The organism is Stenotrophomonas sp. YJH_SMC_6 (assembly GCF_059371335.1).
Window position 1 is genome coordinate 56,154 of record NZ_JCAFUM010000001.1, and the last position, 19,192, is coordinate 75,345.

The 19,192-nt window shown below is 67.0% G+C and carries 20 protein-coding genes and 1 pseudogene; 11 read left to right on the forward strand and 10 right to left on the reverse strand.

Annotated features, from left to right (window positions below; translation table 11 throughout):
- Positions 1-36: 36 nt before the first annotated feature.
- The gene (locus AC5P9N_RS00320) at positions 37-1,458 is read right to left on the reverse strand and encodes an MFS transporter (RefSeq protein WP_164212654.1); all 1,422 of its coding nucleotides are present in this window, start codon (positions 1,456-1,458) and stop codon (positions 37-39) included.
- Between the two features lie 29 nt (positions 1,459-1,487).
- Between AC5P9N_RS00320 and soxR the strand changes: the two genes are divergently transcribed.
- Positions 1,488-1,922, forward strand: a complete 435-nt coding sequence (gene soxR / locus AC5P9N_RS00325) for a redox-sensitive transcriptional activator SoxR (RefSeq protein WP_005415534.1) — start codon at positions 1,488-1,490, stop codon at positions 1,920-1,922.
- Between the two features lie 72 nt (positions 1,923-1,994).
- Here soxR and AC5P9N_RS00330 read toward each other — a convergent pair.
- Positions 1,995-2,624 (reverse strand): annotated as a pseudogene (locus AC5P9N_RS00330) (short chain dehydrogenase); the annotation flags it as partial.
- A gap of 71 nt (positions 2,625-2,695) precedes the next feature.
- Here AC5P9N_RS00330 and AC5P9N_RS00335 point away from each other — a divergent pair.
- Entirely contained in the window at positions 2,696-3,571 is an 876-nt protein-coding gene (locus AC5P9N_RS00335; RefSeq protein ID WP_049397189.1) for a LysR family transcriptional regulator, read from the forward strand.
- Positions 3,572-3,747: 176 nt separating this feature from the next.
- On the opposite strand, the gene proC is transcribed toward AC5P9N_RS00335, so the two are convergent.
- Together proC and AC5P9N_RS00345 are read right to left on the reverse strand one after the other, a co-directional pair.
- Entirely contained in the window at positions 3,748-4,569 is an 822-nt protein-coding gene (gene proC, locus AC5P9N_RS00340) for a pyrroline-5-carboxylate reductase (protein ID WP_005408367.1), read from the reverse strand.
- Between the two features lie 18 nt (positions 4,570-4,587).
- Positions 4,588-5,265, reverse strand: coding sequence for a YggS family pyridoxal phosphate-dependent enzyme (locus tag AC5P9N_RS00345; RefSeq protein WP_005412486.1), 678 nt, complete (start codon positions 5,263-5,265; stop codon positions 4,588-4,590).
- Between the two features lie 87 nt (positions 5,266-5,352).
- Here AC5P9N_RS00345 and AC5P9N_RS00350 point away from each other — a divergent pair, with 87 nt between their 5' ends.
- The 3 genes from AC5P9N_RS00350 (at position 5,353) to AC5P9N_RS00360 (ending at position 8,824) form a co-directional block, all read left to right on the forward strand.
- Positions 5,353-6,390: a type IV pilus twitching motility protein PilT gene (locus AC5P9N_RS00350; RefSeq protein ID WP_004147099.1), complete on the forward strand. Its 1,038-nt coding sequence runs from the start codon at positions 5,353-5,355 to the stop codon at positions 6,388-6,390.
- 100 nt (positions 6,391-6,490) lie between these two features.
- A complete protein-coding gene (locus AC5P9N_RS00355; protein WP_005408369.1) occupies positions 6,491-7,633 on the forward strand; it encodes a PilT/PilU family type 4a pilus ATPase in 1,143 nt (380 codons plus the stop codon).
- A 207-nt stretch (positions 7,634-7,840) separates the two neighbouring features.
- Positions 7,841-8,824, forward strand: coding sequence for an aldo/keto reductase (locus AC5P9N_RS00360; RefSeq protein ID WP_099484773.1), 984 nt, complete (start codon positions 7,841-7,843; stop codon positions 8,822-8,824).
- A gap of 47 nt (positions 8,825-8,871) precedes the next feature.
- Here the strand turns inward: AC5P9N_RS00360 and AC5P9N_RS00365 are convergent, their stop codons facing one another.
- Positions 8,872-9,771, reverse strand: a complete 900-nt coding sequence (locus AC5P9N_RS00365; RefSeq protein WP_099484780.1) for a LysR family transcriptional regulator — start codon at positions 9,769-9,771, stop codon at positions 8,872-8,874.
- A 328-nt stretch (positions 9,772-10,099) separates the two neighbouring features.
- On the opposite strand from AC5P9N_RS00365, the gene AC5P9N_RS00370 reads away from it, so the two are divergent.
- Together AC5P9N_RS00370 and AC5P9N_RS00375 are read left to right on the forward strand one after the other, a co-directional pair.
- On the forward strand, positions 10,100-10,312 hold the full coding sequence (locus AC5P9N_RS00370) for a DUF4287 domain-containing protein (protein WP_043034209.1): 213 nt from the start codon (positions 10,100-10,102) through the stop codon (positions 10,310-10,312).
- Positions 10,313-10,422: 110 nt separating this feature from the next.
- Complete coding sequence (locus AC5P9N_RS00375) at positions 10,423-11,130, forward strand: YitT family protein (protein WP_014036228.1); 708 nt, start codon at positions 10,423-10,425, stop codon at positions 11,128-11,130.
- Between the two features lie 83 nt (positions 11,131-11,213).
- Here the strand turns inward: AC5P9N_RS00375 and AC5P9N_RS00380 are convergent, their stop codons facing one another.
- Positions 11,214-11,759 carry a DNA-3-methyladenine glycosylase I gene (locus tag AC5P9N_RS00380; RefSeq protein WP_049451061.1) on the reverse strand — a complete coding sequence of 182 codons (546 nt, stop codon included), beginning with the start codon at positions 11,757-11,759 and terminating at the stop codon, positions 11,214-11,216.
- Positions 11,756-13,543: a DUF4153 domain-containing protein gene (locus tag AC5P9N_RS00385; RefSeq protein WP_099484774.1), complete on the reverse strand. Its 1,788-nt coding sequence runs from the start codon at positions 13,541-13,543 to the stop codon at positions 11,756-11,758. The genes AC5P9N_RS00380 and AC5P9N_RS00385 overlap by 4 nt, the downstream gene beginning before the upstream one ends.
- 91 nt (positions 13,544-13,634) lie before the next feature.
- Between AC5P9N_RS00385 and AC5P9N_RS00390 the strand changes: the two genes are divergently transcribed.
- The 4 genes from AC5P9N_RS00390 to AC5P9N_RS00405 all read left to right on the forward strand — a co-directional run bounded on the left by AC5P9N_RS00390 (position 13,635) and on the right by AC5P9N_RS00405 (position 16,444).
- On the forward strand, positions 13,635-14,201 hold the full coding sequence (locus AC5P9N_RS00390; RefSeq protein ID WP_005408377.1) for a YqgE/AlgH family protein: 567 nt from the start codon (positions 13,635-13,637) through the stop codon (positions 14,199-14,201).
- Positions 14,194-14,688 carry a Holliday junction resolvase RuvX gene (gene ruvX, locus AC5P9N_RS00395; protein ID WP_005408378.1) on the forward strand — a complete coding sequence of 165 codons (495 nt, stop codon included), beginning with the start codon at positions 14,194-14,196 and terminating at the stop codon, positions 14,686-14,688. The genes AC5P9N_RS00390 and ruvX overlap by 8 nt, the downstream gene beginning before the upstream one ends.
- Before the next feature lie 16 nt (positions 14,689-14,704).
- Positions 14,705-15,655: an aspartate carbamoyltransferase catalytic subunit gene (locus tag AC5P9N_RS00400; RefSeq protein WP_043398325.1), complete on the forward strand. Its 951-nt coding sequence runs from the start codon at positions 14,705-14,707 to the stop codon at positions 15,653-15,655.
- 297 nt (positions 15,656-15,952) lie between these two features.
- The gene (locus AC5P9N_RS00405) at positions 15,953-16,444 is read left to right on the forward strand and encodes an REP-associated tyrosine transposase (protein ID WP_099484775.1); all 492 of its coding nucleotides are present in this window, start codon (positions 15,953-15,955) and stop codon (positions 16,442-16,444) included.
- A 120-nt stretch (positions 16,445-16,564) separates the two neighbouring features.
- Here AC5P9N_RS00405 and AC5P9N_RS00410 read toward each other — a convergent pair whose 3' ends face one another.
- The 3 genes from AC5P9N_RS00410 to mgtE form a co-directional block, all read right to left on the reverse strand.
- Positions 16,565-17,362: a carboxylesterase family protein gene (locus tag AC5P9N_RS00410; protein WP_099484776.1), complete on the reverse strand. Its 798-nt coding sequence runs from the start codon at positions 17,360-17,362 to the stop codon at positions 16,565-16,567.
- A gap of 70 nt (positions 17,363-17,432) precedes the next feature.
- Positions 17,433-17,699: a hypothetical protein gene (locus tag AC5P9N_RS00415; RefSeq protein WP_005408382.1), complete on the reverse strand. Its 267-nt coding sequence runs from the start codon at positions 17,697-17,699 to the stop codon at positions 17,433-17,435.
- Between the two features lie 62 nt (positions 17,700-17,761).
- The gene (gene mgtE / locus AC5P9N_RS00420; RefSeq protein WP_005408383.1) at positions 17,762-19,123 is read right to left on the reverse strand and encodes a magnesium transporter; all 1,362 of its coding nucleotides are present in this window, start codon (positions 19,121-19,123) and stop codon (positions 17,762-17,764) included.
- Between the last annotated feature and the right edge of the window lie 69 nt (positions 19,124-19,192).

Genomic DNA, 19,192 nt, shown 5'->3' on the forward strand with positions numbered 1-19,192 from the left:
GGCCAGCGGCCGGCACTACCGCGATGCGCGGCGGCGCTACACCCGTCGCGCGATCACCGTGGCCAACAGCGCAAGGCCGAAGGTGATGGCCAGGCACAGCAGGTAGCCGGTGTGCGGGGTGCTTTCCACGAACAACGCGAACAATGCGCCGGAGACCGCCAGCGCGGTGGTCACCGACAGGGCCTCGCTCAGCTGCAGTGCCGAGGTGTTGGCACCTTGCTCCCGCGGCGCCGACAACGACAGCCTCAACACCGACAGGCTGGCGTAGATCATGCCCATACCGAAGCCGGTCACGGCCCAGCCGAGCAGCGACACCGGCAGTGGCACTACGTTGAACAGCACGGCCAGCGTGGCGGCGATGCCGACCGTCATCATCATCGTGCCGGCGCGCAGCAGCTGCTGGCGTGACCAGCCACGCTGCTGGTGGCCCTGCAGCCACGAGCCGGCGAACCAGCCCAGCGCACCGAGGCTGAGCACTGCGCCGGCCCAGCTGGGCGAGAGCCCGCGTTCGCGCTGTAGCAGCAGGGGCAGATAGGCCTCGCAGGCGAAGAACGCCGCCGCAGCGATGCCGCGCAGTGCGATCACGCTGGGCAGGCCACGGCGCAGGATCAGGGTTCCGGCCGGCAGCAGCCGATGCACACAGAGCAACAGCGCCAGCATCGCCACACCGATGCAGAGCAGGGCAGGCAGGCCCTGTTGCTGACCGCCGAAGTACAGCAGCAACGCGGCCAGCGAGGCACCACTGGCCCAGCGCACCACGTTGCCACGCCCATCGTCGGCGGTGCTGGCGGGACTGGGCTGCATGCGTGCCAGCGCGGGGCGCAGCAGCAGTGCCGCCGGTATCGCCAGCAGTGGTACCGCCAGGAACACCCAGCGCCAGCCGAGATGCTGCACGATCAGCCCGCTCAACGCCGGGCCGACCATCGAAGGCACCACCCAACCGGCCGAGAACGCGGCGAACACCTTCGGTCGCAGGTGTTCGGGGTAGCTGCGGCCAACCATCACGTACAGCGAGACCGAAATCGCGCCCGCGCCCAGGCCCTGCATCAGGCGCCCGGCCACCAGCATGCCCATGCGCGTCGCAAAGCCGGCCAGCAGCAGGCCCAGCACGAAGCAGCCGAGGCCGTGCCAGAGTGGCCGCGCAGGGCCGTGGCGATCGGCCCAGCGACCGGCCAGGGTCATGCCGATCACACTGGTGGCCAGGGTGCCGCCAAAAGCCAGCGCGTACAGGCGCAGGCCATCGAGTGCTTCGGCCACGGTGGGCATCGCGGCCGCGACGGCCAGTGCTTCGAAGGCGTGCAGCGCGACCAGCGCGACCATGCCGATGGTCGTGGCGCGGTAACGCGCGGACAGGATCGACGTTTCAGCCGGCAGGCCGGTGTCAGTGGGAGAGAGGGTCGGGGTCATACAGGTCAGATACGGGCCGCGCTTGTCAACTGGCGGCGAAGATAGCAGCATGCCACCTCAACTGTAGTTGAGGTCAAGCAATGGCATCCCAGGAACTCAGCGTTGGCGAGGTCTCCCAGCGCAGTGGCGTGGCCGTTTCCGCGCTGCATTTCTACGAGCGCAAGGGGCTGATCAGCAGTCTGCGCACCTCGGGCAACCAACGCCGTTACAGCCGCGACGTGCTGCGCCGGCTGGCGGTGATCCGCGTGGCGCAGCGGGTGGGCATGCCACTGGAAGCGGTCGGCCGCGCCTTCGAGAGCCTGCCTGAAGGCCGCGCGCCGACCAAGGCCGACTGGGCCAAGCTGTCCGCGCGCTGGCGCACCGAGCTGGAAGAGCGCATCCACATGCTGCAGCTGCTGCGCGATGAACTGACCGGCTGCATCGGCTGTGGCTGCCTGTCGCTGCAGCATTGCCGCCTGGCCAACCCCGGCGATGTGCTTGGCGAACGCGGCGACGGCCCGATGCGCTGGGAATGACCCGCGAAAAGGGGACGGAGGGGATTATGTCGTTTGTGCATTGACGACTTGATCCCCTCCGTCCCTTTTTTCTTACCAGACCGTGATCGTCTCGCCGCTCTGGATGCCTTCCACTGCACGCTTGAAGGCCAGCGCCGCGCGCTGCGCGCTCACCGCTTCAAAGCCCGGGAAGTAGGGTCCGTAGGCCGCCATCGATTCGATCAGCACGTTCGGGCTGACCACGTTGATGCGCAGGCCACGCGGCAGCAGTTCCAACGCGGCGGCACGCACGAAGCCTTCCAGCGCGGCATTCACCGAGGTGGCGTTGACGCCATCCCGGATCGGCTGTGCACTGACGATGCCGCTGGTCAGGGTGATCGAGCCGCCGGCGTTGAGATGGTGCTGCGCCGCCAGTGCCAGCCGCACCTGGCCCAGCAGCTTGTCCTGCAGGCCGAGGTTGAACTGCGCCGGCGTCATGTCCTGCAGCGGACCGAAGTGCAGCTTGCCGGCGGTGGAAATCACCGCATCAACCGGGCCGGTACGCGAGAACAGTTCGGCGACGCTGGCGTCGTCGGTCAGGTCCACGCGCAGTTCGCCACTGTTGCGGCCGGCGGCGAGAATCTGATGCTGTTGGCCGAGCTGGCGGGCGACTGCCTGGCCGAGGGTGCCGCTGGCACCAACGAGGAGGATCTTCATGGCCGTTCCTTGCGTGAGGGAGTGAACGCAGTCTGCGCCGTCACAGCGGGGTTAGGTAAGCGGCGTATGCTTTGCAGATTCCTAACTCCGGATTAGCAATGGATACCCTTCGCTGCATGCAGGCTTTCGTCGCGGTAGCCGAGTGCGGCAGCTTTGCAGGGGCCGCTGAACAGCTGCAGGTCTCGGCGGTGATGGTCGGCAAGTACATCCAGCAGCTGGAGGCGCACCTGGGCACCGGGTTGCTGCAACGGAACACCCGCCGCCAGCGCCTGACCGAAGCCGGCAGCGCCTACCTGGCCGGGTGCCGGCAGGTGCTGGAGCAGGTGCAGCAGGCCGAGGCCGACGTGGCTGGACTGCAGGTGCAACCGCGCGGGCTGCTGCGGGTCAGCGCACCCACCACCTGGGGCAGCTGCGTGCTGGCGCCACAACTGGCCGGCCTGCTGCGCGCGCAGCCGCAGCTGAACGTTGAACTGGATCTGAGCAACCGCCGTGTGGATCTGATCGAGGACGGCTTCGACGTGGCGATCCGGGTCGGGCCACTGCCGTCGCAGGAGGTGGTGGCGCGGCCGCTGCCACCGTATGCGATGAGCCTGTGCGCGGCGCCGTCCTATCTGCGCCGGCGTGGCACGCCGCGTACGCCCGCCGATCTGGAAGGGCATGACTGCCTGAGCCATCTGGCCTGGCGCGGTGGCCACGGCTGGCAGCTGGCCAACGGTGAACAGGTGGACTGGGAAGCGCGCCTGACCTGCAATGATGGTGTTGCACTGCGCGAAGCCGCCGTGGCCGGAGCAGGGCTGGTGCTGCAGCCGACCGCACTGCTGGCCGGGGAGATTGCAGCCGGGCGGTTGAAGCCGCTGCTGCGCGACTACCTGCCCGAACCGCGGCCGATGCACCTGATCTACCTGCCCGACCGCAGGCCGCGCCCGCGGTTGCAGTGCTTCGTCGATTTCGTCATGACCACGTTGGCGCAATGAGCATCCACGCCATGCGTGGATGATGGTGGGTGCCGACCATTGGTCGGCACACATCGGGATCAATCATTCGCCGCAGACAGCAGCGCACCGTGTATTCCAGCGGCGACAGGTATCAGTAGATCCACGCCATGCGTGGATGATGGTAGGTGCCGACCGTTGGTCGGCACACATCGGGATCAATCATTCGCCGCAGACAGTTCCTGCCCACGCACCTGCGCAGCGCGCAGTGCCGTATCCACCAGAGCCTCGAAGCCACCGGCCTGGAAGCTCTCGATCGCGGCCTGGGTGGTGCCGTTGGGCGAGGTCACGCGGCGGCGAAGCTCGGCCGGGCTCTCACCGGCTTCATCCAGCATGCGCGAGGCGCCCAGCAGGGTCTGCACCACCAGCGTGCGCGCGGCGTCGGCCGGCAGGCCCTGGGCAATACCCGCCGCTTCCATCGCTTCGGCCAGCAGGAACACATAGGCCGGGCCGCTGCCGGAAACGGCAGTCACTGAATCCATCAGCCCCTCGCTGTCGATCCACACCGTGCGCCCGGCACTGGCCAGCACCTGCTCGGCCCGCGCGTGCTGCTGCGTGTCCACCGACGGTGTGGCGAACAGGCCGGTCACACCTGCGCCGAGCAGGGCAGGGGTGTTCGGCATCGCGCGCACCACTGCCAGGTCGCCCCCCAGCCAACGCTGCAGCTGCGCACTGGTGATGCCGGCGGCAATCGACACCACCAGCGGTCGGCTCGCCTGTGCCAGCGCCTGCAGAGACTGGCAGACCTCGCGCAGCACCTGCGGCTTCACCGCCAGCAGCCAGGTGCCACCCTGCGCGGCGGCATCGCTCGCGTTGTCATGCACCTGCACGCCGAAGTCGGCGGCCAGCGCCTGGCGCAGTTCGGCCACCGGTTCGGCGACGTGGATGTGCGCGGCCGGCACGCCCTGGCGGATCAGGCCGGCGATCAGGCTGCGCGCCATGTTGCCGCCGCCGATGAAGGTGATGGAATCAGCTGCCATGGAAATCTCCTTGAAAAATCAGGCCGGGCGCGGGCGCGCGCCGAACAGGGCGGTGCCGATGCGCACCAGGGTGGCGCCCTCGGCGATGGCTTCGGCGTAGTCGCTGCTCATGCCCATCGACAGCGTGTCGATCTGCGCGTGCTGGGCAGCCAGCGACTGGAAAAGTGTGCGCATGCGCACGAATGCATCCCGACGCCGCTCGGCTTCGGGCCATGGCGCGGGAATCGCCATCAGTCCGCGCAGGCGCAGGGTGGGTTCGGCGGCAATCGCTGCGGCCAGTGCATCCACTTCCTCCGGTGCACAGCCATGCTTGCTGGATTCGTCGTCGATGTTGACCTGGATCAGCACGTTCAGCGGGCCTCGCGCGGCCGGGCGATGGCGTGCCAGCGCGGTCACCAGCTTGGGGCGGTCCACGCTCTGCACCCAGTCGAAATGGCTGGCCACGGCCTCGGCCTTGTTCGACTGCAGGTGGCCGATCAGGTGCCATTCCAGCGCCAGGTGCTGCAGCGCCTGCATCTTGGCCAGTGCTTCCTGCACGTAGTTCTCGCCGAAGGCGTGCTGGCCCTGCGCGGCCAGCGCGGCCACGGCCTCGGCCGGCTGGGTCTTGGACACCGCCAGCAGGCGTGGGTCGGGCCTGCCAGCGGCCTCGGCGGCGGCATGCAGGTTGCTCAGGATCTGGGGCAGGGGAGTGGCCACGTAACGCGTTCCGTTGAATCAGGAGGCTATACTGCCGCCCGGGGAAAGATCCTTCCAGTCGAAGCCGTTATTGGGGAGTAGCCGCTCATGGATATCGCCGAACTGCTGGCGTTTTCCGTTAAGAACAAAGCGTCCGACCTGCACCTGTCCGCAGGCCTGCCGCCGATGATCCGCGTCGACGGCGACGTTCGCCGGATCAACATCCCAGCCCTGGACCACAAGCAGGTCCATGCGCTGGTGTACGACATCATGTCCGACAAGCAGCGCCGCGATTACGAGGAATTCCTCGAAGTGGACTTCTCCTTCGAGATTCCATCGCTGGCGCGCTTTCGAGTGAACGCTTTCAACCAGAACCGCGGTGCCGGTGCGGTGTTCCGTACCATTCCGTCCGAGGTGCTCACCCTAGAGGACCTGGCCTGCCCGCCGCTGTTCCGCGAAGTGATCCAGCAGCCGCAGGGCCTGATCCTGGTGACCGGTCCGACCGGCTCGGGCAAGTCGACCACGCTGGCGGCGATGATCGACTACATCAACAAGAACGAATACGGCCACATCCTCACCGTCGAGGATCCGATCGAATTCGTGCATACCTCGCAGAAGTGCCTGATCAACCAGCGCGAAGTGCACCGCGACACGCATGGCTTCAATGAAGCACTGCGCTCGGCGCTGCGTGAGGACCCGGACATCATCCTGGTGGGCGAACTTCGTGACCTGGAAACCATCCGCCTGGCACTGACCGCAGCGGAAACCGGCCACCTGGTGTTCGGCACCCTGCATACCAGTTCGGCGGCCAAGACCATCGACCGCATCATCGACGTGTTCCCGGCCGGCGAAAAGCCGATGGTGCGCTCGATGCTGTCCGAGTCGCTGCGTGCGGTCATTTCGCAGGCGCTGCTGAAGAAGGTTGGCGGCGGTCGTACCGCAGCGTGGGAAATCATGGTCGGCACCCCGGCCATCCGCAACCTGATCCGCGAGGACAAGGTGGCGCAGATGTATTCGGCCATCCAGACTGGCCAGCAGTACGGCATGATGACCCTGGACCAGCACCTGCAGGACCTGGTCAAGCGCAGCCTGATCACCCGAAACCAGGCCCGTGAGTACGCCAAGGACAAGCGCCTGTTCGAGTAAGGCGGGGCAGTAACGGGGCAGCGTGCACCAGTGCGCCGCTGTTCCCGTGTTGTTTCCTCCACCGACCGTTACCTGGTAAACCGCTTTCCGGGAGCCTGCCGTGAACACCACCGCGACCACCATCGATTTCACTTCGTTCCTCAAGCTGATGGCGCACCAGCGCGCCTCGGACCTGTTCATCACTGCGGGCATGCCGCCGGCGATGAAGGTCAACGGCAAGATCTCGCCGATCACGCAGACCCCGCTCACGCCGCAGCAGAGCCGCGACCTGGTCCTCAACGTGATGACCCCGGCGCAGCGCGAGGAATTCGAGAAGACCCACGAATGCAACTTCGCCATAGGCCTGTCCGGTGTCGGCCGCTTCCGCGTCAGCTGCTTCTACCAGCGCAACCAGGTCGGCATGGTGCTGCGTCGCATCGAGACGCGCATTCCGACGGTGGAAGAACTGAGCCTGCCGCCGATCATCAAGACGCTGGCGATGACCAAGCGCGGCATCATCCTGTTCGTCGGCGCCACCGGCACCGGTAAATCGACGTCGCTGGCAGCGATGATCGGTTACCGCAACCAGAACTCGACCGGCCACATCATCACCATCGAAGATCCGATCGAGTTCGTGCACAAGCACGAGGGCTGCATCATCACCCAGCGCGAAGTCGGCATCGATACCGACAGCTGGGAAGCCGCGCTGAAGAACACCCTGCGCCAGGCGCCGGACGTGATCATGATCGGTGAGGTGCGTACCCGCGAAGGCATGGACCACGCCATCGCGTTCGCCGAAACCGGCCACCTGGTGCTGTGCACCCTGCATGCCAACAACGCCAACCAGGCGATGGACCGCATCGTCAATTTCTTCCCGGAAGACCGCCGCAACCAGCTGCTGATGGACCTGTCGCTGAATCTCAAGGGCGTGGTCGCGCAGCAGCTGGTGCCGTCGCCCGATGGCCGCTCGCGCAAGGTGGCGATGGAGATCCTGCTGGGCACGCCGCTGGTGCAGGACTACATCCGCGACGGCGAGATCCACAAGCTGAAGGAAGTGATGAAGGACTCGGTCCAGCTGGGCATGAAGACCTTCGACCAGAGCCTGTTCGAGCTGTACCAGGCCGGCGAGATCAGCTACGAGGACGCGCTGCGTTACGCCGATTCGCAGAACGAAGTGCGCCTGCGCATCAAGCTCAGCCAGGGCGGCGACGCACGCACGCTGTCACAGGGCCTGGATGGCGTGGAGATCTCCGAGATCCGGTGACCTGCAGATCTGTAGAGTCGACTGTCAGTCGACTCTCGCGCGCAGCGCGGGATTTTCCCGGCCGGTGAAAGAGCAGTCGACTAACAGTCGACTCTACCGGGCGCGTTGGCGATTGATGAATTCCAGTCATGACCAACTGCAACGCTGCCCATTCAATCGGCAGCCCCTGCAGGCGTATCGTCAGCGTTCCCCCTCTGGAGCACGACGATGCAGACACGTGAACTCGGCCGCAGCGGCCTGAAGGTTTCCGCCCTGGGCCTGGGTTGCATGGGCCTGACCCATGCCTATGGCCAGCCGGTCGAGCGCAGCCAGGGCATCGCCCTGCTGCACGCTGCCGTCGAGCGCGGCGTGACCTTCTTCGACACCGCCGAAGTGTACGGCCCGTACACCAATGAAGACCTGCTCGGCGAGGCCCTGGCGCCTTACCGCGACAAGCTGGTGATCGCCACCAAGTTCGGCTTCAAGGATGCGCGCACCGATACCGGCCTGGACAGCCGCCCCGAGAACATCCGCGCCGTGGCCGAAGCCAGTCTCAAGCGCCTGCGCACCGACCATATCGACCTGTTCTACCAGCACCGTGTCGACCCGAACGTGCCGATCGAGGACGTGGCCGGCACAGTGCGCGACCTGATCGCCGAGGGTAAGGTCGGCCACTTCGGCCTGTCCGAGGCCAGCGCCGCCACCGTGCGCCGTGCGCACGCGGTGCAGCCGGTGGCTGCCGTGCAGAGCGAGTATTCGCTGTGGTGGCGTGAACCGGAGCGCGAACTGCTGCCGGCCCTGCAGGAACTGGGCATCGGCTTCGTGCCGTTCAGTCCGCTCGGCCGTGGCTTCCTGACCGGCGCGATCAACGCCGACACCACCTTCGACGCCAACGATTTCCGCAACAGCGTGCCGCGCTTTGAAGTGGACGCCCGCCGCGCCAACCAGGCGCTGGTGGATCGCATCAGTACGATTGCTGCAGCACGCGGCGCGACCCCGGCGCAGGTGGCGCTGGCCTGGCTGCTGGCGCAGGCACCGTGGATCGTGCCGATTCCGGGCACCACCAAGATCCACCGCCTGGAAGAGAACCTGGGCGCGGCTGACCTGCAGCTGGCGCCGGAGGAGCTGCAGCGCATCGCGCAGGCGCTTGATGAAGTGTCGATCGTCGGTGAGCGCTACAACGCACAGCGTGCGGCGCAAGCCAAGGGCTGATCACCGGGTGCGGACCGAGGTGGGTGCGGACCGTTGGTCCGCACACCTCATCCAGCCATCGGCCCGCGCAGCGCATCCAGCACCGTGCGCATCGCCACCGTGACGTGGCGGCGCGACGGGTAGTACGCGTAGTAGCCATCGAAGTGCGGGCACCAGTCGTCCAGCACCGACTGCAGGCGGCCATCGTCCAGCATCGGCTGCACCTGGTCTTCCGGCAGCCAGGCCAGCCCGCTGCCGGCCAGCGCAGCGGCGCGGGTCATGCCCATGGTGTTGAAGGTCCACTGGCCGCTCACGCGCACGCTCAGTTCGTTGCCGTCCTGGCCGAAATCCCACGGCATCAGCCCGCCATGCGTGGGCAGGCGCAGGGTCACGCAGTTGTGGTCTGACAGCTCGTCCGGATGGCGTGGGACCACGTGCTGGCGGAAGTAGCTGGGTGCACCGACCACGCGCATGCGCAGCGGCGGGCTGATCGGCACGGCGACCATGTCGCGGGCCAGGCGTTCGCCGAGGCGGATGCCGATGTCGTAGCGCTCAGCCACGATGTCGGCCAGCCCGTAGTCGGCGGCCAGTTCCACCTTGAGGTCTGGATACTGCTGCAGCAGCGGCGCCAGCCGTGGCCACGCGATGTATTCGGCGGCATGGCCGGTGGCATTGATGCGGATGGTGCCGGCCGGGCGTTCACGGTATTCGGCCAGCGCGGCCAGTCCGTCCTCGATCTCGGCCAGGCGCGGGCCCAGGGTGTCGAGCAGGCGGGCACCGGCTTCGGTGGTGGACACGCTGCGGGTGGTGCGGGTCAGCAGGCGCACGCCCAGGCGCTGTTCCAGGCCGCGCATGGCATGGCTGAGCGCGGACTGGGACACGCCCAGCTGGGCGGCGGCCTTGGTGAAGCTGCCCTCGCGGGCAACGTGGACGAAGGCCTGCAGGTCGTTGAGGTTTTCGCGGGGCATGCTGGGATGATACGGCCGGGCTGCGCCCGGCACCTGCTTCAAGCCAAGGCAACGTCAACGTCAGATGCGTGCATTCCGTGGGATGGCGGGGTGGGTCCGGTTGAGGGGGACGCCGTAAATACCTCCATGTAGGCTCGGTCGCCGCATCCATGCGGCTCACGCCCCCTCAACCGGACCCACCCCACCTTCGACAGTTTCCCGTGAGCTGTTGGAACGGCATTCTGCTTTGGTGGGTGCCGACCGTTGGTCGGCACTGGGTCGGACGTGTGGGTATGTCGATTTCTGCGTCTGTGGTTCGTCGAATGAATGACTTCAACGGGAGCTGCACATGAGCACTGACACCAAGCCGAAAGGCCCGGCCTCGTATTTCCCCTCCATCGAGAAGACCTACGGGCAGCCGGTGGCGCACTGGTTCGGGCTGCTGGCCGCGAAGAAGGGCCTGAAACACATGGAACTGGTCAGCTTCCTGAAAAGTGAGCATGGGCTGGGCCATGGCCATGCCAACGCGCTGGTGGCGCACCATCTGGCCGGCAAGGGTTGAGCAGCGGCGGGCCGGAGATCGGGCGGGGCGCATTCAGCTGAACGATTTCATCTGCAACTGTCATGCAGATCGTGTCTAATACCGCTCCCCACCTGCTGTTCCCCACCCGTATGTCCCTTCCCTCCCATGGCCCCGCGCCGTGCGACGACGCTGACGGCCACCTGGTCACCGCCGGTCCGCTGACCCCGCCGCCCGACAGCGCCGGCACCACCGCCGACGAAAAAGCGCTGCGCCACTCGATCGCCGAGGACGTGCAAGGCATGGTGCTGGCCACGATGGTGGCCTCGCTGGGCTTGGCCATCTTCGCCAAGGGCGGGCTGATGATCGGCGGCATGGCCGGCATGGCGTTCCTGCTGCACTACGCGATGGGCTGGAACTTCGGCCTGGTGTTCGTGCTGGTCAACCTGCCGTTCTACTGGGTGGCGCTGCGGCGCATGGGTTGGGAATTCACCCTGAAGACCTTCGCTGCGGTCACCGCCTGTGGCGTGTTGACCGACCTGCTGCCGCGCTGGATCGACTTCTCGCACATCAACCCGCTGTATTCGGCGATCGTCGGCGGTGCGTTGTCCGGCCTGGGCATCCTGTTCTTCATCCGCCATCGTGCCAGTCTCGGCGGCATCGGCATCCTGGCGGTGTACCTGCAGCGCACCCGCGGCTGGAGCGCGGGCAAGGTGCAGATGTCCTACGACGCCTGCCTGATGGTGGCCGCGTTCTTCGTGTTGTCGCCGTCGAAGGTGCTGTACTCGGCCATCGGCGCGGTGGTGCTCAGCCTGGTGCTGATGTTCAACCACCGCCCCGGCCGCTACATGGGCGTTTGACCGTTCAACGGGGTTGCCGGCAAGCGGCCGGCACTACCGGAACCCACGCGTGGCAAGGCCGGGCCATGCCCGGCGGATATCCATCAGCGGGCGGCGGCCTTCAGCCACGGCGGCGACAGCGTCAGCAGTCGCGCATGCACCGGGCAGTCCTCGGCATGCGCACCGGGCAGGTAGCCCAGGCTCATCAGGAACTCGCCGGTGATCTCGCCGCCGGTGAAGCGGAAGGTCTTCTTGAACAGCTTCACCCAGTCGGCCTTGCTGCGCGGGTGGTGCGCGTCCAGCCACGCCGCGAAGCTGCCATGGCTGGCCCGCAGCTGCTGGATCACCTGCGCGTTGTGGATGGCCGCCAGCACCTTCAGCCGGTTGCGGATGATGCCCGCGTCCGACAGCAGGCGCTCGATGTCCTGCTCGGCGTACGCCGCCACGCGGTCCACATCGAAGCCGTCATAGGCCGTGCGGAAGCCCTCGCGCTTCTTCAGGATCGTTTCCCAGCTCAGGCCGGCCTGGTTGATTTCCAGCACCAGCCGCTCGAACAGTTCGCGCTCGTCACGCTGCGGGAAGCCGTACTCGTTGGCGTGGTAGTAGTCATGCACCGGATGGCCCGGGGCGATGAGGCAGTAGCCGCTCATGGGGAAGACTCGGTGGATTCGGGTTCGGGATCGATGGCCACTGCGGGGCGCCCATCGATGGACAGCATCGGCCAGCGTGGCGGTTCGAGCGTGAGTTTGCCATCACGCAGCGCCTGGTTGATCGCCTCGGCCTGGCCGCTGGCGGTGCCGAACAGCGAACCGGCCCGGCGCCAGTGGGCATCCCTGCCACGTGCGTACAGCACGCAGTCCGGCCCACGGTGGGTGTACAGCTCGCACAGCAGCACTTCGCCAGTGCCATCGCCGTCCAGGTCGCGATGCACGATCAGGCAGTCGCGCTCGCTCTGGGCGCAGGATTCGCCATCGATCGCGCGCGTGGCCAGTGCCTGCCACCAATCGTCCGGTGGCGAGCTGGATCCCTTGGCCAGCTTCAACGCGCGCTGCAGGGCGACGACGTCCTGCGGCCCCTTGTCGAGGCGCTGTCCGTCGTCCCAGCGTGAGGTACGTGCCAGCGCAGCCGCAATCACCTGCGGCGCGTTGGCATCGGCGGTGATGGCCGGATCATGCTGCAGGTCGCGCAGCGCCTGCACGCCACGGCGCCCGAGATCGAAGCGCAGCACGTTGACGTCACTGCTGGTGATTGCAGGCGGGTCCGCACGCAGGCGCGCCAGCTGGCTGGACAGGGCAAGCCGCACCGGGTCCAGCAGCGGCGAGTTGCCCAGCAATGCCAGTGCCAGCACCGCCCAGCACATCCAGCGGTTGACCGGCTCCAGCATCTGCAACCAGCGGCGCTGCCGGCGCAGCACCGCCAGCGCGTAGCCCACGGCATAGCCGGCCACGGCCACTGCGACGAGTACCGCCCAGAACCGGTCCACGGTCCAGCCGTACTGCACCACGCGCAGGCCCAGTGCATACAGGGCCAACGCCGCGTAGACCGGCAGTGCCAGCAGGCTGGCTTCAACCAGCCGGCGCAGCAGCAGCGGGTAGGGGGCGCTGTCTTCCCCCTGCTGGTAGACCGCATTGGTGAACGTCACCAGCAGCAGCGACAGCACCAGCAGCAGGCCGGCGGCCGAGCGGGTCTTCCACAACGGTTCCAGCCCGGTAAGCGGCAGGCTCAGCACGAACAATACGGCGATGAACGAGAGCAGCGGCAACAGCCCACGGCAGATCGCGAACAGCACCTGGCGGGTGATCTGGATGGCGCGGTGCTGGGTGCGCCCGATCAGTACGCCGAACCCGGCCAGGCTGCCGGTGGCCAGTGCGATGAACGCGTCCTGCCGGAACAGGTTGCGGAAGACGGTCACGTCGAGCAGCTGGAACAGCGCCGACCACAGCCACAACAGCAGCCAGGTCAGCCCGGTGAACAGTGCCGCCAGGGCCAGGGTCAAACCATTCTGCCAGGCGCGCTCGAACAGCTCGGGATAACTGGCACGCCAGTGCCCGTGCTGCAGCTGGAACTGCCACCAGGGCAGGACCACGAACACCGCAACGGCAATGCCCAGGGTCAACGGAAGCTGCAACGCGCCCGATTCCAGTGCGGTCTCGCCATTGAGGTTCCAGCCGATCCAGGCGGCCAGCGCCAGCACCACCGTCGAGCCGAGCACGGCCTGCAGCCACAGGCGGCGCTGGCCCAGCTCCACCAGGCTCAGCGCCACCGCGCTGGGAATGGCCAGCACCCAGGCGTACCAGCAGTAGCGCCAGCCGATATCGCGGAACGGCCACGCGTCGGACAGTTCCTGCGCGGCATACAGCATCAGGCCCTGCAGCAGGGCAAGCAGGACGATGGCGCTGCGTGCCGGCAGGGTCAGGGGCGTTGAAGACTGCATCGATGACCTTCCATGGCAAAGCACCATCCTAGCCCATCGCTGTTCGATGCCATCGCGCGACCATCCCGCCCCCAGCAGGTAGAATAGGACCATGCCTGTAACGCCGACCTCCCTTGCCGATCACCTGCTCGTCGCGCTGCCGTCGCTGCTCGACGCGACCTTCGCCCGCAGCGTCGCGCTGATCTGCCAGCACGACGAGAACGGGGCGATGGGCGTGCTGGTCAACCAGCCTTCCGAGTACACGCTGGGTGAAGTGCTTGCACAGATGGACATCACCACCGGTGATGGCGACCTGCAGGCGCGCATGGTGCTCAACGGCGGCCCGGTGCATCCGGAGCGCGGCTTCGTCATCCATGACGACGCGCGGGCGTGGGATTCCAGCCTGACCGTGGGTGACGGCCTGTACCTGACCACCTCGCGCGACATCCTCGAAGCGATGGCGCGCGGCGAAGGCCCGGCCAATGCCGTGGTCACCCTCGGCTGTGCCGGTTGGGGCGCAGGGCAGCTGGAAAGCGAGCTGTCCGAGAACAGCTGGCTGACCGTGCCCGCCGATGCCGAGCTGGTGTTCCAGCTGCCGCTGGAGCAGCGCTGGCAGGGTGCGGCCTCGCGCATCGGCGTGGACCTGTTCCGGCTGACCGACTACAGCGGCCATGTCTGAGCCCATCACGCCCGCGCCGGATTCTGCTGCCCCGGCGATCCGCCGTGATGGCACCGTTCTGGGTTTCGATGTCGGCTCGCGACGGATCGGCGTGGCCATCGGCAGTGCCTTCGCCGCGCATGCGCGCGCGGTGGCCGTGGTCGATGTGCACGGCAACGGCCCGGACTGGACCGCGATCGAACGCCTGCTCAAGGAATGGAAGCCCGACGGCCTGGTGGTCGGCGACCCGCTGACCCTGGACGGCCAGGACCAGCCCAACCGCAAGCGCGCGCAGGGCTTTGCCCGCCAGCTGCGGGAACGCTTCAAGCTGCCAGTGGTGATGATCGACGAGCGTTCCAGCTCGGTCGAGGCTGCCCGCCGCTTCGCTGTCGAGCGCGCCGAAGGGCGCAAGCGCCGCCGTGATGCGGCCGCCCTCGACGCCGTGGCCGCGGCGGTGATCATCGACCGCTGGCTGTCGTCGCCGGACGACGCCACCCCCATTCCCTGACTGCCCGACTCCCGCCATGACTGCCCAGCAAATCGATGCCTCCGGACGCCTGCGCCACCTGCTGACCCTGGAGGGCCTGCCGCGCGAGACGCTGCTGCAGCTGCTCGACCGCGCAGGGCAGATCCGCGATGCCGCAGTCGGCCGCGTCGGCAACAAGCGCCACGTGCTGGCCGGTTCGGCGGTGTGCACGCTGTTCTTCGAACCGTCCACGCGCACCCGCAGTTCGTTCCAGCTGGCCGCGCAGCGGCTGGGGGCGGACGTGCTGAATTTCGACGCCTCGACCTCCTCTACCCGCAAGGGTGAGACCGCCTGCGACACGCTTCGCAACCTGGAAGCGATGGGCGTGCGCGGCTTCGTGGTGCGCCACCCCGATGACGGCGCCGTGGCCGCACTGGCCGATGCGGCAGGCGAGGGCACCGCGCTGATCAATGCCGGTGACGGCCGCAGTTCGCACCCGACCCAGGGCCTGCTGGACATGCTGACCCTGCGCCAGGCCAAGGGCCCGGATTTCTCGAAGCTGAAAGTCGTGATCGTCGGCGACGTAAAGCACTCGCGCGTGGCCCGCACCGACCTGCATGCGCTGCGCACGCTGGGCGTGGGCGAGATCCGCGTGTGTGGCCCGCAGTCGCTGCTGCCGGACGACGAGACCCTGAAGGGCTGCGTGGTCGGCGATGATTTCGACGCGATGCTGGAAGGCGTCGACGCGCTGATGATGCTGCGCCTGCAGCGCGAGCGCATGGAAGAAGGCCTGGTGCCGTCGCTGGAGCAGTACCACGCGCAGTACGGCCTGACCAACGAACGCCTGGCGCGCGCGGGCAAGGATGCCGCGGTGCTGCACCCGGGCCCGATCAACCGCGGCGTGGAAGTGACCGACGAGGTGGCCGACGGCCCGCAGTCGTGGGTGCTGCGCCAGGTCGCCAACGGCGTCGCCGTGCGCATGGCCGTGCTGGAAACCCTGCTGGGCTGACCTGCCCGGGTGGGTGCCGACCGTTGGTCGGCACGGTTGATCTGTCCTTATCCGATCCGGTGGGTGCCGACCGTTGGTCGGCACGGTTGATCTGTCCTTATCCGATCCGGTGGGTGCCGACCGTTGGTCAGCACGGTTGATCTGTCCTTATCCGATCCGGTGGGTGCCGACCGTTGGTCGGCACTGAACCGTCAGTGCGGTGAAGTGCGGGCCTAGCCATTGAATGGTTCCGGGCCTACCTGTACTGACGTGATTGCCCGATAGAACCGGAGTAGCGGCAGGCGCACGCTTGGGCCCATGAGCCGCGCACGCCTACGCCTTGGCCGCCATTCCCTTATCGGACAATCCTACATCCTGACCACCGTCATCCAGGAGCGTCGACGCTACTTCGATGATGCCACTGCGGCACAGGAGGTGATGGATGTGTTCCGTCGCATTGATGCTGAGGGTCTGACGCACTCACTTGCCTATGTGGTCATGCCGGACCACATCCATTGGCTTGTGGAGATCCGTGCGTTCTCGCTGGACTACATCATGCAACGCTTCAAATCGAGCAGTGCATTGCGGATCAACCGCATGCTGGGTAGGACAGGACCATTCTGGCAATCGAGTTATCACGATCACGCCATTCGTTCTGAAGAATCACTGTTTCGCCATGCGATGTACATCGTCGCCAACCCGGTCAGGGCGAACTTGGCGAGCTGCGTGGGAGAGTATCCGTATGCCTGGTGCCGATGGGAGATCGATGAGAGGTACCAGGCAATGGATTACCCCGAAGCGGAGAGGTAGTGCCGACCAACGGTCGGCACCCACCCATACCCAAGCCGGCCAACGGTCGGCACCCACCAATGCCCAAGCCGACCAACGGTAGGCATCCACCAACAGGTGTTTCCCAGCAGAAGCTGCGCTTCAGCGCTTCTGCGCGAACAGCCATTCCCACATTGCCGGGTCGGCGTAGGTGGCGTCCCAGGCATTGTGGTTGCCTTCCGGGTATTCGGTGTAGCGCACGTCGCGTGCGGCGGCGCGCTGGAATGCGGCATGCAGTCTGCGGTCGTCGTCCGGCGGCACCACGTCATCCAGTGCGCCGTGGAAGATCCAGATCGGCGTGTGCTGCAGGCGCTGGGCAATCACCGCGTACGGGTCCGCTTCGTGCGCGACCTGCTCGACGAACAGGGTCGGGCGTACCGCACGCGGGGCGAGCACCGCGCCGCACACGGGGACGATCGCGGCAAAGCGGCGTGGGTCATCCAATGCGATGTTCCAGCTGCCATAGCCGCCCATCGACATGCCGGTCAGGTATTGCCGCGCCGGGTCGGCGCCGAATTCGGCGATCGTCGCGTCCAGCGCGGCCACTGCCGTACGGTTGTTGCGGCCGCTCCATTCCTCGTGGCCCGGCACCTGTGGGAACACCACCAGGGCGGGGAAATCGGGATGTGCACGCAGGTAAGGCCCCAGTCCGGCGTGGGTCTGCTTGACGCCATCGGCGCCGCGCTCGCCCGAGCCGTGCAGGAACAGGACGACCGGAAGGTGGGTGGGAGCGGCGGCCTGCACGCCGGCCGGAATGAACACCTGGTAGTAAGCCGTTTGCCCGTCTACCTTCACCGCACGTGCTTCGAAGCGGCCACGCGCGTTGTCCGGCAGCGAAGTGCAACCGCTCATCATCAGAAGGGCCAGCAGTGGCAGCCAGCGCGACAGCAAACGGACCATGGGATTTTCCGAAGCGGCGAGATCGCCTGCATCGTAGTCCGCCGACGTCGGCCCGGCATCGTGCGCCGCGTCACTGCGGGCGCGGGAAGCTGGCGATGATCTCCAACTGCTCCTGTGCCTCGGCATTGCCCTCGGCGGCGGCGGCCTGCACCTGCGCAATGTCCGGGTGCAGGACCACCAGCAGTGGGTTCTCGCAGACCGGGCAGTCGTACTCGGTGGCGTCCTCGTCCAGCTCCATCTCCATGGCACGCGAGCTGCCCTTCCATTCGCAGGCCGGGCAGGTGTGCTGGTGGTCGCGCCAGCCGGGCTGGAAGTAGTTTTCGATTGTCGTTGCCATGGGGGGATCCAGTTGGGATCGGGTCAGAGCGCCGCGCAGCGGGGATCCGACCCTCGAGACGGTCAGTGCAGCAGCACCAGGGTGGCCAGGCCGAGGAAGGTGAAGAAGCCCATCGAATCGGTCACGGCGGTCAGGAAGATGCCGCTGGCCAGCGCCGGGTCGAAGCCGAAGCGTTTCAGCGTCAACGGCACCAGCACGCCGGCCAACGCAGCAAACAACAGGTTGCAGGTCAACGCGATGGCGATCACTGCCGACAACCCGGGCGAGTGGAACCAGGCGAGCACGATCAGGCCCAGCACCGAACCCAGCATCACGCCGTTCAACAGCGCGACCCGTACTTCCTTCCACAGCAGGGTGCGGGCGTTGGAGGCGCCCACCTGGCCCAGCGCCAGGCCGCGCACCATCAGTGCCAGCACCTGGGTACCGGCGTTGCCGCCGAGGCCGGCGACGATCGGCATCAGCACCGCCAGCGCCACCAGTTTGTCGATGGTGCCTTCGAAGTGGCCGACCACGCTGGAGGCCAGAAAGGCCGTGCACAGGTTCACCGACAGCCACATCAGGCGGCGGCGCATCGCGCGCCAGACCGGGCTGAACAGATCTTCGTCCTCGTCCAGACCGGCGGCGCCCAGCGCCTGGTGCTCGGCCTGGCCGCGGATGATGTCGACCACGTCATCGATGGTGATGCGACCAATCAGGATGTTGTTGTCATCCACCACTGGCGCGGAGATCCAGTCATGGTCGGAGAACTGGCGGGCGACTTCCTGGTCGCTCTCGCCGACGTCGATGGCTGGCTGCTCGTCGTCGATCAGGCGATTGATCGGGGTGGTGTCCTCGTGGGTCACCAGTGCCGCCAGCGACACGCGGCCGAGGTACTGATGGCGGCGGCTGACCACGAACAGGTGGTCGGTGTGGTCGGGCAGTTCACCGCGCAGGCGCAGGTAGCGCAGCACGACGTCGACATTGACGTCGGCGCGCACGGTCACCACGTCCGGATTCATCAGGCGACCGGCGCTGTCCTCGGGATAGGACAGGACCTGTTCCAGGCGCTCGCGGTTCTCGCGGTCCATCGACTTGAGGACTTCGTCGATGACCGTGTCCGGCAGGTCTTCGACCAGGTCGGCCAGATCGTCGATGTCCAGGTCTTCGACCGCGGCGATGATCTCGTCCGGGTCCATGTCCGCGAGCAGGCTTTCGCGCACGTCGTCGCCGACGTGGACCAGCACCTCGCCGTCGTCTTCCGGATCAACCAGTCCCCACACCACCTCGCGCTTGCCCGGCGGCAACGATTCGAGCAGGTTGCCGATCTCGGCCGGGGCCAGGGTGTTGACCAGGCGACGCACCGGGCCCAGCCGGCCGCTGTCCAGTGCATCGGACAGCATCCGCAGTTGGCGCGCAGTCTTGTCGTGGCGTACAGCTTCAGCCATCGCAGCTCCCGCGGGGATAAGAAAAGCCGCGATCCCGGCAAGGATGCGGCAACAGGGGTGTTCAGCGCG